We start from the raw sequence: 16,079 nt of genomic DNA, 5'->3' as shown, positions 1-16,079 counted from the left end.
GCACAATAAATGTTTTGGCGGAGTAGCTGAAGTGTCCCTTCTGCAAATCTACTGGCGAGCGCTCGGTTATTTGGCAGCTGACAGGAAACGCGTGGCGCTGATCTGCTCAGCCAATGTCGCGCTGGCCATCATCGCCATCCTGGAGCCGATCATGTTCGGTCGCGTGATCGACGCGATTTCCGCACATGGCTCCGTCTTTTCGACGCTCGCCCTCTGGGCTGGTCTCGGTGCCTTCAACATCATCGCGTTCGTTCTTGTGGCGCGCGGCGCCGACCGCTTCGCCCACGCCCGGCGCAGCGAAGTGCTCTGCGACTCCTTCGAGCGCGTCATCACCATGCCGCTCGCCTGGCATCACCAGCGCGGCACGTCCAATTCCCTGCACACGCTGCTGCGTGCCGTGGAGACCTTGTTCAGCCTCTGGCTCGAATTCATGCGCCAGCATCTGTCCACCGCCGTCGCGCTGTTCCTGCTGATCCCGACCGCGCTCAGCATGGACGTGCGCATGTCGATGGTGCTGCTGGCCCTCGGCGTGCTCTATGTCGGCATCGGCCGGCTGGTGATGAAGCGGACCAAGGCGGGCCAGGCCGCCGTGGAGCGCCACTATCATACCGTATTCGCCCATGTGACGGACTCAGTCAGCAACGTCGCGGTTTTGCAGAGCTACAACCGCCTCGGCCATGAGGCCGATACGCTGCGCCGCTATGTCAAGAACCTGCTCGATGCGCAGAACCCTGTGCTCGACTGGTGGGCCATGGCCAATGCGCTGCATCGCCTGTCGTCGACGATTTCGATGATGGTGGTGCTTTTGATCGGCGCCTATCTGGTCACCCACGGCCAGCTGCGCATCGGCGACGTCATCGCCTTCACCGGTTTTGCAACGCTGCTGATCGCCCGTCTCGACCAGATGTCGGCATTCGCCAACCAGATTTCGGAGGCTCGCGCCAAGCTCGAGGATTTCTACCATCTCGAGGACTCGGCGGCCGACGCCGCCGAACCGGACGGGCTGCGCGATCTCACCAACGTAACCGGCCATGTCCGTTTCGAGAATGTCGGCTTCGAATTCGCCAATTCGGGGCAGGGCATCCACGACGTCTCCTTCGAGGTCCAGGCGGGCCAGACCGTAGCCATCGTTGGGCCGACCGGCGCCGGCAAGACCACGCTCATCAATCTTTTGCAGCGCGTCTTCTCGCCGTCCACCGGCCGTATCCTGATCGACGGCATCGACACCCGCACTGTGACCCGCAAGTCGCTGCGCCATTCGATCGCCACCGTGTTCCAGGATGCGGGCCTGCTCAACCGCTCGATCGAGGACAACATCCGCGTCGGCCGCTCCGATGCGACCAACGACGAGATCCATGCCGCCGCCGACGCGGCTGCCGCACAGGACTTCATCCTGGCCAAGAGCAATGGCTACGACACGGTGGTCGGAGAACGCGGCGGCCAGTTGTCCGGCGGTGAGCGCCAGCGCATCGCCATTGCCCGCGCCGTGCTGAAGGACGCTCCGATCCTGGTATTGGATGAGGCGACCAGCGCGCTCGACGTCGAGACGGAAGACCGTGTCAAGGAAGCGATCGACGAATTGCGCCGCGACCGCACCACCTTCATCATCGCCCACCGCCTAACCACCGTCCGCGACGCCGACCTGGTCGTGTTCATGGACAAGGGCAGGGTGGTCGAAATGGGTGGGTTCGCCGAGCTGTCGCTGCGCAACGGCCGTTTCGCCAGCCTGCTGCGCGCCGGCGGCCTGCTCAACGACGAAGAGGTCCGCCGCCTCAGCCGCTCGATACAGGGCGAGGCCGCCTGAGCGGGTTCTTTTACCTCTCCCTCGTGGGAAGGTCGGACCGAAGGTCCGGTCGGGGAGCGCCGCCGTCCCCACCCCGCTGCTTCGCAGCGACCCTCCCCACAAAAGGGGAGGTGACAAAGCCTGCGACACTCCCTCGATTGCCCCAGGCGCATAGCCGGGCTATTTAAAGCGGCATGAGCGACAGCACTTCACGCCTGAGCGGCTGGACCGATCTTGCCAACCCGACACGGTTCGTAGCGCTTGCCGACCGGGTGGTGCCGTGGCTGGCGACGATTGCGGCGCTGACCCTTGCCGCCGGGCTCTATATGAGCTTCACCGCGCCCGAGGACTTCCAGCAAGGCATCACAGTCCGCATCATGTACATCCATGTGCCTTTCGCCTGGTTGGCCATGATGTGCTACACGCTGATGGCGCTCTCGGCGCTCGGCACATTGGTCTGGCGCCATCCGCTGGCCGATGTCGCACTGAAATCGGCGGCCCCTATAGGTGCCGTCTTCACCGCCCTGGCGCTGGTCACCGGTTCGATCTGGGGCAAGCCGATGTGGGGCACCTGGTGGGTGTGGGACGCGCGGCTGACCTCGGTGTTCGTGCTGTTCCTGATGTATCTCGGCATCATCGCGCTGACCCGCGCTCTCGATGACGCCGGCCGCGCCGCCTGGGCCGCCGCCGTCATCACGCTGGTCGGCTTCATCAACATCCCGATCATAAAATTCTCGGTCGATTGGTGGAACACGCTGCATCAGCCGGCCTCGGTGATCCGCATGGGCGGATCGACCATCGACCCCTCGATGCTGTGGCCGCTGCTGGTGATGGCCATCGGCTTCACGGTGCTGTTCTTCGCGCTGCACCTGATGGCGATGCGCACCGAAATCCGCCGGCGGCGGGTGATTGCGATGCGCAGGGTCGCGGCCCGGCAGGCTGAGCGTCAGCCGGCTTGAATCACCCGCGCCTGGCGACAGAAGTCATCCCATCAGCCCGCGCGCTGCTACCGGCAAGGTTTCCAGCACCGTCTCGCCGTCGATCAAATTGACCTCGTTGAACAGGTTGGTGACCACGCAGCAATGATCGGGCACCACGCGCACGCGCTCGCCGATGCGAAGCTTGCCATCGCCCGACAGCGTGACCGTGCCGTGTTCTTCGCTCAAGCCCGTCACCCGCGCTCCCGCAACGCCCAACAACTCGCCGAAATCGGCGAGCCCCAGCGTGTCGCTCGACAGCGCCTTGCTGCCGGCGTCGAGAATGGCACGTGTCCGCGTCGGATGGCTGACCACGGTCGACAGCACGCTCAGCGCGCAATCGTCGAGGCTACCGACGCCCTTGGCGACCTGGTAGCGGTCGAGATAGATGTAGGTGCCGGGCCGGTATTCCGTGACGACGCTGTCTTCGCCCGACCGCCACATGTCAGGCGTGCCGCCGCTGGAGATGCGCGCGCAGGCAAGGCCGCAGGCGGCAAGCGCCTGCCTTGCGTCGGCGAGCCAGGCCTCGGCCTCCGCCGCACGGCCCGCGGCCGGGTAGGTCATCAGCCCGCCGAAGGCGAGGCCCTTGGCCGTGCCGATCTGTCTTGCCAGCCCAACCGCTTCACCAGCCGTCTGCACGCCGCAGCGCCCCATGCCGGTGTCGCATTCGACCAGCACTGGCAGGGGATGGCCGGCATCGGTGAAGGTGGCGGCCAGCCCTTCGATCGTCTCCACGCTGTCCGCCGTCACCGACAAGGTTACGCGCATGTGCAGCGCCTTCAGCCGCTCCAGCTTGGCGCGGCCAAGGATGTTGTAGGGGAGAAAAATGTCGGTCAGCCCGGCATTGGCCATCACCTCGGCCTCGCCGATCTTCTGGCAGGTGATGCCGACCGCGCCCGCGGCGACCTGCTTCTTGGCCCAATAGGGCAGCTTATGGGTCTTGATGTGCGGCCTGAGCTTCAACCCGTGGCGGTCGGCATGCGCTTGCGCGCGGGCAATATTGGCTTCGGCGCGCGCTGCGTCGATCAGGATCGATGGCGTATCGAGGTCGTGAATGGTCGGCATCATCTGTCGCCCTGTGGAATCGCAGCGGTTATGGCCCTGAAACCGCCTTATGTCACGCGGCCAGCCGAGCGGATCCATGGTTCCATGCGGCCACGCCGCAAGCCGGGGCGAGGCAATACGGATCGACACCGCATCGGCGTTCGGCTATGCGATTTATCGGAAAAGTCGACACGAGGACCACGATCATGAAACGCTCCGCCATCAACGACATCATCCGCGAAGCCGACGCTTTCATCCGCTCGTTCGGCTACATCATGCCGCCCTTCGCCTACTGGTCGCCGGAAGAGATGAAGGCGCGCCAGGTCGATTCCTCGGCCATCTTCACCTCGCGGCTCGGCTGGGACATCACCGACTACGGCCAGGAAAAATTCAAGGAGCTTGGCCTGTTCCTGTTCACAGTGCGCAACGGCCGCTACGAGGACATGAAGAAGGGCATGGGCATGCTCTATGCCGAGAAGATCATGATTTCGCGCAAGGACCAGCTCTCGCCGATGCACCGCCACAACATCAAGGCCGAGGACATCATCAACCGTGGCGGCGGCAAGCTGGTGCTGGAACTGTTCATGCACGACCGCGACGGCGGCATCGATCCCAAGGCTGAGGTGTCGGTGCCTGTCGACGGAACCATCCACCGGTTGCCGGCGGGCGGGCTGCTGAAGCTCGATCCGGGCCAGAGCGTCACGCTGCTGCCCGGCGTCTGGCATGCCTTCTGGGCCGAAGACAAGGACGTACTGATCGGCGAGGTGTCGACGGTCAATGACGATCTCACCGACAATGTGTTTCGCGAGCCGATCGGCCGCTTCTCCAACATCGACGAGGACGTCGCCCCGGTGCACCTGCTGGTATCCGACTATGAGAAGTGGCTGGGATAAATCAGGCGCGAATTGAGGCGCCGACTGGCTGACGGCAAGGCTGGCAGCGGCTCGATGGCAGCAGCCAAGTCGAAAGTGGGTCGCCCCCGGTTGCCGCTACGGCGATCCCTGGTCGATCGATCCCACCGCTTCGCCGGTGAAGATGACCTTCGTGCCTTCTTGCACTTCGGAGGCGAGGTCTTCGGCGTCCCAATTGGTCAGCCTGATGCAGCCATGCGAGAAGGTTTTCCCGATCTTGCTCGGGTCCGGTGTCCCGTGAATTCCGTAACTTTCGATGGATAAATCGATCCACACCGATCCTACCGGATTGTTTGGCCCGGCAGCGATCGTGAAGGGCCGTTTGGTCCTCACCCCCTTGAAGGCGAAGTCGGGATCGTAGTGATAGGTGGGGTTGTGCACCACGCGTTTGACCTCTGCCTGGCCGCTCGGCGCCGGCTTCTCCTGGCTGCCGATCGAGGCGGGGTACAAAGCAAGCACTTTGCCGGACGGGTCGAGCACGCGAAGCTGGCGCGCGCCCTTGTCGACCTCGATGTCAGCAACACCCGCGGGCGGATCGCCTCGGGTGACGGCCGGCACCAGCACCTTTTGCCCCGCTTTCCTGAAGCGGACGCCAGGGTTGAGCCGTTGAAGCAACTGTTGGCTGACGTGGAAGCGCTCCGCTATTTTTTCCGCCGCGTTGTGGTAGCCGAGCCTGCGCAGGCGGGCCATTCTCTCCATGCGCGCCGGAATTCGCCTGGTAAACGGTCCGCGCACATCCTTGCGCGTCAGCTCGTACGTCTCGAGCACCGGGCTCGGGGAGGTCGCGACCAGCTTGTCCCAGGTCTCGCGGGTGAGCTTGCCATCGGCGGGCAGCCCGTTGGCCGCCTGAAACGCCCGGATCGCCTTGGCGAAGTTCTCTGCTGCGCGGCCGTCGATCAGGCCCGGCGAGAAGCGCGCGCGATCCAGAAGGATCTGTGCCTTCAGCACGGTCGCACTGACGCCTTTTGCTTCGCTGTCGTCGAATTGCGCGTTGTTGACGGTTGCGACATCCAGCTTTGCCGCCGCTGCGTCGCATGCCATGGCGAGCACAACAGCCGCGACGAGAAGGAGCCTGGTCATCGACGTCACACTCCTGCATGAGCACCTGCTTCTATGACGTCGCAGGGCCGATCTGGTTCCATTCCCCCTGCACTTGAGCCGCGATCACCGACTGCCCGTATGCGAATACGGATCGGGACGTCCGGCGGTCGCGCGGATGCATGTGATGATAGGCTCAACTGATGATAGGCTCAACGGCAGCAGCTCGGCGCCGGCTGCACGCTCGTCCCGCACAGGCATGACGAGCTGATCGGTACATCCGCCTTGCCATCGCCGTGGCGAGCTTGCCAGCAGCGCCGGCAACCCCTCGCCGCGCCGTGTCAGGCATTCTAGCAGCCCGTGCAGCGCCTATGACAAAGCCGGGCTCACCCGCATCGGTGCCGAACGCCCTTAACTGCCAGGCCTGCCCTTGTTTTGTTTGCGCGCATAGACGACGCATGCGTCGACGGCGCTGACACACAGCCCATCGCGGCGGTTTGGAAGGTTGTTGTCGCCCGCATAGGCGACCTCAGCCACACGGCCATCGACGATGCGAACCTGTGTGTTGCAGTAACCTCCCGGAGCGACATTCAACGACCCGCCGACGGAAGGGATAGGGCCCACCGCGAAGGTAGGAAGCACGACATTGACATTGCCCCGCTGCACCGCGCGCTCGTAGCTCCAGATTTGCCCCGATGCTCCTTCGTCGGCGGTGGCGGTGGGGAATCCCGCACACATTCGCAGATCCGCTTCGCTGAGACCGACCATTTCCTTTTTGGCGGCTGCCGTCGTGGGATCCTCTTTCGCAAGCGTGGAGGTGTCGTCGGGAACGACGCAGGACCAGAGCGCGACCGTGCCGGTGAGAAGAAACAGGATAGCCGGTGGTCGAATCCCGCGAGACGCCAAAACCGCTCTCCGATCTGCTGGATTGTTCGCCCGCCCTTCACCGAGGTAAGAGGCCGTCCCGATATTTCAACCCGCGATCGGGCTGCCGGTTCGATCGCGAGACGGCGGATCAGGCTGGTTGGTCTGGTGTGGACGGTGAGAGTGAAGCTGGCTGGGGAACCTGGATTCGAACCAGGACTAACGGAGTCAGAGTCCGTGGGTCTACCGTTAACCTATTCCCCAGCAGGCGAGGTCATAAACCGCGCGGGCCGAGCGGGCGAACCGCTGTGAGCGCTGCCTTGTAGCCGCCAGCAGAAAATAGTCAAGCCTGCCGTTGTTTCAATTGTGATGTTTCGGCGCGGCTTTTCAATTGCCTGTCCGCCCGAACTGCGAGCGCTCGAAGTACAGCACGATGCCCAGGCCCAGAAACAGCGGGACGATGAGATAAAACAGCCGGAATACCAGCAGGGCCGCCAGCACGCCCACCGGATCCATGTCCGAAAGCCCGGCCAGGAACACCACTTCGAACACGCCCAGCCCGCCCGGCGCGTGTGAGATCTGCGCGATCGCGAAGGAGACGAGGAACACGCCGAGTACGACGAAATAGCCGGGGTTGTGGGGCTCGGGCAGGGCAAAGAAGATGATCGCGGCCGCCGCCAGGAGCTCAATCGGGCCGATCAGCAATTGCCGCGCCACGATCGGCAGCGCCGGATAGTGAATCTGAAAGCTGCCGATCTTGAGCGGCCGCAGATGCAGCCAGCTGCCGAAGATGTAGGCGGCGACGACGGCAAGCATGACGATGCCCGCCGCCCGCGAGAGGTCGTGATGAGCAATGCCCGAGAAGCGATCGATGATCTGCGGTTCGAATACCAGCACGAGGCCGGAGGCAAGTACGGTCGACAGCACGAAGGTGATCCAGCAGATCGCCACCAGCACGCCGACATCCTGACCGCTCAATCCCCTCGTGCCATAGGCGCGATAACGGATAACGGCGCCCGAAAACACCGAGCCGCCGATATTGTGCGACAGCGCGTAGGTGGTGAAGGAGCACAGCGTGACGAACAGCCACGACACGCGTTTGCCGATATGCAGGAGCGCGATGTGGTCGTAGCCGGCGAGCGAGGCGTAGGCGACAACCGAGCTCAGCCCCGCGAGGACCCAGCCGCGCGCCGGGATCGCCGCAATACCGTCCCAGACATCGTCGAGCGAAATGCCGCGCAATTCATGCCAGAGCAGCAGGAGCGAGAAAATCACCGCCCCGATGCCGACGACCGGCCAGAAATAGCGTCTCCAGTTCATTGCCTGATTGCCATGCGTTGCGGGTCCGTTTCCTTCGCTGTCATTGCGGGAAAGCGGTCGGCGATTCCGATCGCTTTGCCCTCTCATTTCAGAAATGCCTCATCGAAGCCGGCTATTCAACCGCCGGGCCTTGCCGCTATGGCAAGCCGCAATCGTTATCGTCGTTGAGAGGCGGAAAATCGGCAACCGAGCGGGAATATCGGCCCGGCCATGCGACCGTCCCCGCATGCATTTGTGCTGAAACTCGCTGTTTGCCCCCACTTTGCGTAAGACGTGGCAGCAGGCGGTTTGCGGACAGCCGGCAAAATTCGTGCCACGCGGCACTTGGTGATCCGGGCCGGCGCTGTTAGTCTGGCGGCAACTTGAAACAAAGAAGCGCCTGCTGCGTCCGTTCGCCGGTTCGCGCGGCGCCGGAAGGAACGACAGTGGAAGACCGCGACACCGGCGCCGGCGCGCCGGAGGTGGGCGCGTCCAGCGCTTCCCCGGGGCCGGCAGGCCCGGGGACCGCCAAATGGCAGCAACGCCGCCCGACGGAGCCACGCTCCGCCGACGGGCAGGCGAGCGACGCGAACCATCATCAAAAGGGCAAGCCCAAGAAAAGGCGCAAACGCCGGCGCGGGCGCAAGGTTTTTGCGCGCGACGGTGTTCGTCCCGCGGTGAACGGAGCGCCGGCGCCCGGCCCTGGCGCGGCGCCTGGACCCGCAGGCATAGCCTCACAGCCCATCGTGGTGGCGCGGCCCGAACCGGGGGCTCGTCGGCCGTCGATGCCGGAATTGCCGGTATTCGCCGCGCTCGATCTCGGCACCAACAATTGCCGGCTGCTGGTCGCAGTGCCGGCGCGTCATGGCCAGTTTCGCGTCATCGACGCCTTTTCGCGCATCGTGCGCCTGGGCGAGGGGCTCACGGCCAATGGCCGGCTCGGCCAACCGGCGATGGACCGCGCGGTCGAGGCCCTGAAAGTCTGCGGCGAGAAACTGCGCAACCGCAAGATCAGGAAGGCGCGGCTGATCGCCACCGAGGCCTGCCGCTCGGCGGCGAACGGCGTCGAGTTCCTGGAGCGCGTCGAGCGCGAGGCCGGCCTGAAGCTCGAAATCATCGACCGGCAGACCGAAGCGCGGCTCGCGGTATCAGGCTGCGGTTCGCTGGTCGAGCGCGACACGCAGGGCGTCGTGCTGTTCGACATCGGCGGCGGCTCTTCCGAGATTGCGCTGATCGATCTCACCGGCCGCCGCTCGCCGCGGCTTGCCAACCACATCGTGTCGTGGACGTCGCTGCCGGTCGGCGTCGTCTCGCTGGCCGAGCGTTTCGGCGGCCGCACGGTCACGCGCGAAATTTTTGGCGCCATGGTCGACGACGTCGCCGCCCGGCTCGCCGCCTTCGACGGGCGTGACAGGCTAAGCCACCTCAAGGCCAGCCCGAACTTTCATCTGCTGGGCACTTCCGGAACGGTGACGACGCTGGCCGGCGTCCATCTCGATCTCGAGCGCTACGACCGCCGCCGCGTCGACGGCCTGTGGATGGACAGGGACAGCGTCGACCGCATGGTGGAAAAACTTGTCGGCTGGGATTTCCAGCAGCGCGTCGCCAACCCCTGCATCGGCGCCGACCGCGCCGACCTGGTGCTGGCCGGCTGCGCCATTCTGGAAGCGATCCGGGCCGTGTGGCCGTCGGAGCGGCTGCGCGTCGCCGACCGTGGGCTGCGCGAGGGCATATTGAGCGAGCTGATGGCCGATGACGGCGTCTGGCGCAACGATGGACGCGGCAGGACATGATCCCGCTCAAAAAAGAAATCAACCAATGACCAAGAAACCGGAAAAGCCGGGCTCGGCCGGCATTCGCGTGCTGAAGACGCGGATCAAGAAGAAAAGCGGGTTGAAGGAATCGTCGCGCCGCTGGCTGCAGCGCCACATCAACGACCCTTACGTCCAACGCTCCAAGGCCGACGGCTACCGCTCGCGCGCGGCCTACAAGCTTATCGAGATCGACGACAAGCACCATCTGCTGAAACCCGGCATGAAGGTGATCGACCTTGGTGCGGCCCCCGGCGGCTGGTGCCAGGTCGCGGCCGCGCGGACCAGATCGACCGCGGAAAATCCCCATGTCGTAGGCATCGACTATCTCGAGATGGATGCGGTGCCCGGCGCCCCGGTGCTGTTGATGGACTTCCTCGATCCCGAGGCGCCGCGGAAGCTGGCCGAGGCGCTGGGCGGCGATCCCGATGTCGTGCTGTCCGACATGGCGGCGCCCACCACCGGCCACAAGCGGACCGACCACATCCGCACCATGCATCTGTGCGAGGTCGCGGCCGACTTCGCGCTGTCGGTGCTGAAGCCGGGCGGACATTTCCTGGCCAAGACGTTCCAGGGCGGCGCCGAAAACGAGCTGCTCTCGATGCTGAAGAAGAATTTCCGCTCGGTGCACCACGTCAAGCCCCCGGCCTCGCGCGACGAGTCGGTTGAGCTTTATTTGTTGGCCAAGGATTTTAAAGGAAGAGAGGCGGCCCGCGAGTAGCGCCTTACCTTCTCCCCTTGTGGGAGAAGGTGGCCTCGCGAAGCGAGGTCGGATGAGGGGTGCTCTAGGGAACGCCAACGCCTCACTCCGCTGGAACACCCCTCAACCGTCTCGGCGCTGCGCGCCGATCCACCTTCTCCCACAAGAGGAGAAGGGAAAAGATCACTCCCCCGGCGACCTCACCGGTTCCAGCGGCTTGGGCATGGTCAGGCGGCCGTGGCCGGAGACGGCGTTGCCGGCATCGGGCGTCAGCCGCATGAACGACAGCGACGCGGCGGCGGAAATTGCGGCGACGATGAAGAAGGCGGTGTGGAAATCGGCCAGTGTCAGCGATCTGCCATGGATGCTCGTCGATATTTCCAGGATGCCGCCGGCAACCGCCACGCCCAGCGCGATCGACAGTTGCTGGAAGACGGCGGCGATCGGCGTTGCCTTGCTCGTGTCCTCGGCTGAAACCTCGGCGTAAGCGAGGGCGTTGATGCCGGTAAAGAACATCGAGCGGATGAAGCCACCGACCAAAAGCATGGCCAGCATCAAGAGATAGGGCGTGTGGGGCGTGAACAGCCCGTTGACGGCGATCGACGCGGCAGCCACTAGCGAGCCAACGATCAGCACGCGACGAAAGCCGACGACGCGGAAGATCAGCGCTGTGACGAATTTCATGCCGATGGCGCCGATCGCGGAGACGAAGGTGATCATGCCGGACTGGAACGGGGTCAGCCCGAAACCGATCTGGAACATCAGCGGCAGCAGGAACGGCACGGCGCCGATGCCGATGCGGAACAGTCCGCCGCCAAGCACGGAGGAGCGGAATACCTGGTTGCGGAACAGTTCGAGCGCCAGCAGGGGGTTTCTGGCACGGCGCGCATGCATGAGGTAGAGAGCGCCCGACACCAGCCCGACGCCCACGGTGATGAAACCGGTCGCCGGCGGCAGATAGGGCAAGCTGATCACCGACAGGCCGAACACGACGCCGGACGCCGCCAGCCCGCTCAGCACGAAGCCGATGAAATCGAGCGGCGGCGTCTCCATCGATTCGGTTTCCGGCAGGAAGCGGGTGGCCAGCCCGATGCCGATCAGGCCGATCGGCACATTGATCAGGAAGATCCAGTGCCAGGTGAAGTAGGTGGTGATGAAGCCGCCGATCGGCGGTCCGACCAGCGGGCCCACCAGCGCCGGCACGGTCAGCCAGGACATCGCCGCTACAAGCTCACTCTTGGGCGTGGCGCGCACCAGCACCAGGCGCCCGACCGGCGTCATCATAGCGCCGCCTATGCCTTGCAGGAAACGCGACACCACGAAGGCCGGCAGCGATCCTGAAACGGCGCAGGCGACCGAACCGACGATGAACACCGCGATCGCGGCGCGGAAAACGTTCTTGGCGCCGAAGCGATCCGCCATCCAGCCGCTGATCGGAATGAAGATCGCCAGCGACACAAGATAGGAGGTCAACGCCAGCTTGAGCGCGATCGGGCTGGTGTGGATGTCGAGGGCGATCGCCGGCAGCGATGTCGCGATGACGGTCGAATCCATGTTTTCCATGAAAAGAGCGACCGCCAATATGAGCGGAATGGTTCGGTTCAAGGGAACGCGTCCGGGCTTGATTCCAGATGTTGCCGACCGGGAGTTTGCCGGCAGGCAGGGCGGTTATCACGGCTGGACACCAATGTCGTGTTAAATTGCTGTCACTTTTATGCGACCGCAACCTCCGGTGGCGGCTGCGGCTCGCCTTGATCTGTTGTGCAATGCAACGATCGGCTTTTCTTCCGTCCCGGGACGTGGTACCAGCCACCGCCAATCCTGAAAGGGAAGAAGAGAGTCGCGCTGTCCATCCTGGTCCAGCGCTTTTTCCGCATTCAAAGGGCTGGCCATGGCAAAAATCATCGAAACGTCCACCGGCGCGCTGGCGCTGACCTTTGACGACGTGCTTTTGCAGCCCGGCCATTCCGAAGTCATGCCCGGCCAGACCGACATCCGCACCCGGATTGCCGGCGACATCGACCTCAACGTGCCGATCCTGTCGGCGGCCATGGACACCGTCACGGAGGCAAGGCTTGCCATCGCCATGGCGCAGGCCGGCGGCATCGGCGTCATTCACCGCAATTTCTCGCCGGCCGAGCAGGCCGAGCAGGTGCGGCAGGTGAAGAAATTCGAATCCGGCATGGTGGTCAACCCGGTCACCATAGGTCCCGACGCGACGCTGGCCGACGCGTTGTCACTGATGCGCACCTACTCGATCTCGGGCATTCCGGTGGTCGAGAATGGCGGCTCCGGCGGGCACAAGAGCGGGCGGCTGGTCGGCATCCTGACCAATCGCGACGTGCGCTTCGCCTCCGATCCGGCGCAGAAGGTCTATGAATTGATGACCCGTGAGAACCTGATCACGGTCAAGGAGAATGTCGATCAGGACGAGGCCAAGCGGCTTCTGCATCAGCACCGCATCGAAAAGCTCGTCGTCGTCGACAAGCAGGGCAATTGCGTCGGCCTGATCACCGTCAAGGACATCGAGAAATCGCAGCTCAACCCGCACGCCACCAAGGACGCACAGGGACGTCTGCGCGCGGCCGCCGCCACCAGCGTCGGCGACGACGGTTTCGAGCGCGCCGAGCGCCTGATAGAGGCAGGCGTCGACCTTCTGGTCATCGACACCGCGCATGGTCACTCGCAGCGCGTCCTTGACGCTGTCACGCGGGCGAAAAAACTGTCCAACTCGGTGCGCATCCTGGCCGGCAATGTCGCCACCGCCGAGGGCACCCAGGCGCTGATCGATGCCGGCGCCGATGCCGTCAAGGTCGGCATCGGCCCCGGCTCCATCTGCACCACCCGCATCGTCGCCGGCGTCGGCGTGCCGCAGCTTTCGGCCATCATGTCGGCGGTGGAGACCGCGCACAAATCGGGCGCCTCGGTGATCGCCGATGGCGGCATCAAATATTCCGGCGATCTGGCCAAGGCGCTTGCCGCCGGCGCCAGTGCCGCCATGATCGGCTCGCTGCTTGCCGGCACCGATGAAAGCCCGGGGGAGGTCTATCTGCACCAGGGCCGCTCCTTCAAGGCCTATCGCGGCATGGGTTCGGTCGGCGCCATGGCGCGCGGCTCGGCCGACCGATACTTCCAGGCGGAGGTTCGCGACACGCTGAAACTGGTGCCGGAAGGCATCGAGGGGCAGGTTCCCTACAAAGGACCTGTGTCTGGCGTGCTGCACCAGCTTGCAGGCGGCCTGAAAGCCGCTATGGGTTATGTCGGTGGCCGCGACCTTGCCGATTTCCGCGAACGCGCCACCTTTGTGCGCATATCCAACGCCGGACTTCGTGAAAGCCACGCCCATGACGTCACGATCACCCGCGAAAGCCCCAACTATCCCGGCGGAGCCTGATCGGCCCGACCAGGACACGTTCTGGCGCAATCTGGCCGCGACCATCCTGCGGCTATCGCGCCACGCTGCCGCCCTTTGCACCGCATCGGTGGCGGTTTTCATCGCCATGACGCTCATGGAATTCTTCTATTTCCGCCAGTTGAGCGGCGGTTTGCCGTCGCTCGACATGCGCGTTTTCGGCTTCACGCCGGACGAAGGCATGGCCTGGCTGACGGCGCTCGGCCGGCGCGGCGGCGAGATCATCCTGGTCTGGCACTATTTGACCTTCGATCTTCTGTTCCCCGCGCTGTTGTCGGTGACGCTGGTCAGCCTGATCCTGGCAACGGGAAGGCGGTTGAGGAATTTCCGCGTGCTTCCGGGCCAGATACAATCGATCTTCGCACTGATACTGGTGCTGCCCTACACGATCGCCAACTACGCCCAGAACATCGCCGTGGCCCGCCTTCTGTCGGATTTCCTGTCGGCCAATCCCGATTCCCTGGCTCTCGTCTCGGCGCTGATCGTCACCAAATTCGCGCTGCTCGCAATTCCGGTGATCGTCATCGCCGTCTTCTGGCTGGCGGGTCAGAAACAGAATTGATCTGACTCGGCACCGGGCGGGGAGGGTTCATGAACCAGACATCGATTTTCTGGCCTGTTCTCGCGCACGTGTTGCTGGTCTACATCGTCTATGGCGTCATGGCCCGGCGCAGATATGTCGCCATTCAATCGGGCGAAGCCCAAGTCAGCCAGTACAAGGCGCGCTCGACCGAGCCGGCCTCCTGCGTGACAGTTGCCAGTAACCTCAGCAACCAGTTCGAACTGCCGGTGCTTTTCTATGTGCTGTGCCTGATGTTGCACCTGACCAACGGCGTCAACTATCTGACCTTGGCCCTGATGTGGATCTTTGTCGCGACCCGCTATTTTCATGCCTGGGTTCACCTGACCAGCAACAATCTGCTCCTGCGCAGCCGGTCTTTCTCCCTGGGGGCAGTGATTCTTTTGCTGGGCTGGATCTGGTTCGCGCTGCACCTGCTCCGGGTGGTTTGAGCAGTACTCCCCTTTGTTGGGGCGCTCCGCCTACAAATCGAACACCGCTATTTTGCGCTTGTCGAACTTGATGCCGATCTCGCCGCGCACCAGCTTCAGCGCCGCCTCGCCGAACACGGCGCGACGCCAGCCCTGCAGCGCCGGCACGTCGGCGGCTTCGCCTTCGGCGGCGATGCGGTCGATGTCGTCGCTGGAAGCCAGGACCTTCGATGCGACGCCTTGCTTTTCGGCCACTATCCTGAGCAGCACCTTCAACAGCTCCGCGGCGGCGCTCGATCCTTCGGGCGGCTGAAAACTCTTCGGCAGCTTCGGCAATTGCTCCTTGGGCAGGGCTAGTGCGGTGTTGACCGCGCCGAGCAGCGCCGCCGCGGTCGAGGAGCGCTCCCAGCCCTTCGGTGTCGTGCGCAACTTGGCCAGCGCGGCCGCGTCGCGCGGCGCCTGCTGCGCCACCTCATAGATCGCATCGTCCTTGAGCACCCGGCCGCGGGGTACGTCGCGTTCGCGTGCCTCGCGCTCGCGCCATGCCGCCACGGCCTGCACGATCGCCAGCTCCTGCGGCTTGCGCAGCCGCATCTTCAGCCGCTTCCAGGCATCCTCGGGGTGCGGATCGTAGGTTTCGCGCGAGGTCAGGACGTCCATCTCCTCGTTCAGCCAGTGGGCGCGGTTCTCTCGCTCCAGTTCGGCGCTGAGATGCTGGTAGACCTCGATAAGATGGGTGACGTCGGCCAGCGCATAGTCGAGCTGCTTTTCGGATAGCGGCCGGTGGCGCCAGTCGGTGAAGCGCGAGGACTTGTCGAGCCGCGCGCCGGTAACGCGCTGCACGAGCTGATCGTAGGAAACGCTGTCGCCGAATCCGCAGACCATCGCCGCAACCTGGGTATCGAACACCGGATGGGGAACGAGATCGCCGAGATGGACGATGATTTCGATGTCCTGCCGCGCGGCATGGAAGACTTTGACCACAGCTTCGTTGGCCATCAGCCTGAAAAACGGCTTCAGGTCGATGTCTGGCGCCAGCGGATCGATCAGCGCCGTTATTCCGGGCGCTGCCATCTGGATCAGGCACAGGATCGGCCAGAAGGTCGTCTCCCGGATGAATTCGGTGTCGACGGTGACGAAATCCGATTTTTCGAAAGCGGCGAGAACGGTCTCGAGTTCTTTTTGGGTGGTGATGACGTGCATCAAATCGCTTTTGGCAGGAGTAGGGTCTTCCTAGATTTCAGCCGGAA

The 16,079-nt window shown here is 64.1% G+C and carries 14 protein-coding genes and 1 tRNA gene; 8 read left to right on the top strand and 7 right to left on the bottom strand.

Features of this window, described 5'->3' with window-relative positions:
- Positions 1 to 31: 31 nt before the first annotated feature.
- Both LB532_RS11150 and LB532_RS11145 read left to right on the top strand, forming a co-directional pair.
- A complete protein-coding gene (locus LB532_RS11150) occupies positions 32 to 1,804 on the top strand; it encodes a glucan ABC transporter ATP-binding protein/ permease (protein ID WP_140521731.1) in 1,773 nt (590 codons plus the stop codon).
- Positions 1,805 to 1,977: 173 nt separating this feature from the next.
- Positions 1,978 to 2,742, top strand: a complete 765-nt coding sequence (locus LB532_RS11145; RefSeq protein WP_140637765.1) for a heme ABC transporter permease — start codon at positions 1,978 to 1,980, stop codon at positions 2,740 to 2,742.
- 24 nt (positions 2,743 to 2,766) lie between these two features.
- Here LB532_RS11145 and LB532_RS11140 read toward each other — a convergent pair whose 3' ends face one another.
- Entirely contained in the window at positions 2,767 to 3,825 is a 1,059-nt protein-coding gene (locus LB532_RS11140; RefSeq protein WP_181169273.1) for a D-TA family PLP-dependent enzyme, read from the bottom strand.
- A 185-nt stretch (positions 3,826 to 4,010) separates the two neighbouring features.
- On the opposite strand from LB532_RS11140, the gene LB532_RS11135 reads away from it, so the two are divergent.
- A complete protein-coding gene (locus LB532_RS11135; RefSeq protein ID WP_140637767.1) occupies positions 4,011 to 4,697 on the top strand; it encodes a D-lyxose/D-mannose family sugar isomerase in 687 nt (228 codons plus the stop codon).
- 96 nt (positions 4,698 to 4,793) lie between these two features.
- On the opposite strand, the gene LB532_RS11130 is transcribed toward LB532_RS11135, so the two are convergent.
- The 4 genes from LB532_RS11130 to LB532_RS11115 form a co-directional block, all read right to left on the bottom strand.
- Positions 4,794 to 5,795 (bottom strand): L,D-transpeptidase, encoded by a 1,002-nt coding sequence (locus tag LB532_RS11130; protein WP_140637768.1) that lies wholly within the window; start codon positions 5,793 to 5,795, stop codon positions 4,794 to 4,796.
- 369 nt (positions 5,796 to 6,164) lie between these two features.
- A complete protein-coding gene (locus LB532_RS11125) occupies positions 6,165 to 6,659 on the bottom strand; it encodes a hypothetical protein (RefSeq protein ID WP_224556783.1) in 495 nt (164 codons plus the stop codon).
- Positions 6,660 to 6,807: 148 nt separating this feature from the next.
- Positions 6,808 to 6,881 (bottom strand) — tRNA-Gln (locus LB532_RS11120).
- A 123-nt stretch (positions 6,882 to 7,004) separates the two neighbouring features.
- Positions 7,005 to 7,937 (bottom strand): lysylphosphatidylglycerol synthase domain-containing protein, encoded by a 933-nt coding sequence (locus tag LB532_RS11115; protein WP_140637769.1) that lies wholly within the window; start codon positions 7,935 to 7,937, stop codon positions 7,005 to 7,007.
- A gap of 425 nt (positions 7,938 to 8,362) precedes the next feature.
- Here LB532_RS11115 and LB532_RS11110 point away from each other — a divergent pair, with 425 nt between their 5' ends.
- Positions 8,363 to 9,709 (top strand): Ppx/GppA phosphatase family protein, encoded by a 1,347-nt coding sequence (locus LB532_RS11110; protein ID WP_140637770.1) that lies wholly within the window; start codon positions 8,363 to 8,365, stop codon positions 9,707 to 9,709.
- Between the two features lie 25 nt (positions 9,710 to 9,734).
- Positions 9,735 to 10,448 (top strand): RlmE family RNA methyltransferase, encoded by a 714-nt coding sequence (locus LB532_RS11105; protein ID WP_140637771.1) that lies wholly within the window; start codon positions 9,735 to 9,737, stop codon positions 10,446 to 10,448.
- Positions 10,449 to 10,610: 162 nt separating this feature from the next.
- On the opposite strand, the gene LB532_RS11100 is transcribed toward LB532_RS11105, so the two are convergent.
- Entirely contained in the window at positions 10,611 to 12,032 is a 1,422-nt protein-coding gene (locus tag LB532_RS11100; RefSeq protein ID WP_140637772.1) for an MFS transporter, read from the bottom strand.
- A gap of 286 nt (positions 12,033 to 12,318) precedes the next feature.
- Here LB532_RS11100 and guaB point away from each other — a divergent pair, with 286 nt between their 5' ends.
- Genes guaB through LB532_RS11085 form a run of 3 tightly spaced genes read left to right on the top strand, consistent with a single transcriptional unit; the run spans position 12,319 to position 14,850 of the window.
- On the top strand, positions 12,319 to 13,821 hold the full coding sequence (gene guaB, locus LB532_RS11095) for an IMP dehydrogenase (RefSeq protein ID WP_140494114.1): 1,503 nt from the start codon (positions 12,319 to 12,321) through the stop codon (positions 13,819 to 13,821).
- Positions 13,772 to 14,401, top strand: coding sequence for a hypothetical protein (locus LB532_RS11090; RefSeq protein WP_140637773.1), 630 nt, complete (start codon positions 13,772 to 13,774; stop codon positions 14,399 to 14,401). The genes guaB and LB532_RS11090 overlap by 50 nt, the downstream gene beginning before the upstream one ends.
- Positions 14,402 to 14,430: 29 nt before the next feature.
- Positions 14,431 to 14,850 carry an MAPEG family protein gene (locus LB532_RS11085; RefSeq protein WP_140637774.1) on the top strand — a complete coding sequence of 140 codons (420 nt, stop codon included), beginning with the start codon at positions 14,431 to 14,433 and terminating at the stop codon, positions 14,848 to 14,850.
- A gap of 30 nt (positions 14,851 to 14,880) precedes the next feature.
- Here the strand turns inward: LB532_RS11085 and rnd are convergent, their stop codons facing one another.
- Positions 14,881 to 16,032: a ribonuclease D gene (gene rnd / locus LB532_RS11080; protein WP_140637775.1), complete on the bottom strand. Its 1,152-nt coding sequence runs from the start codon at positions 16,030 to 16,032 to the stop codon at positions 14,881 to 14,883.
- Positions 16,033 to 16,079 lie beyond the last annotated feature (47 nt).

The sequence above is a fragment of the Mesorhizobium sp. ESP-6-2 genome (assembly GCF_020164675.1).
In the GTDB taxonomy this organism is placed as follows: domain Bacteria; phylum Pseudomonadota; class Alphaproteobacteria; order Rhizobiales; family Rhizobiaceae; genus Mesorhizobium.
The sequence above is the reverse complement of the archived record's forward strand: the minus strand, read 5'-3'. Positions and strand labels throughout refer to the sequence as shown.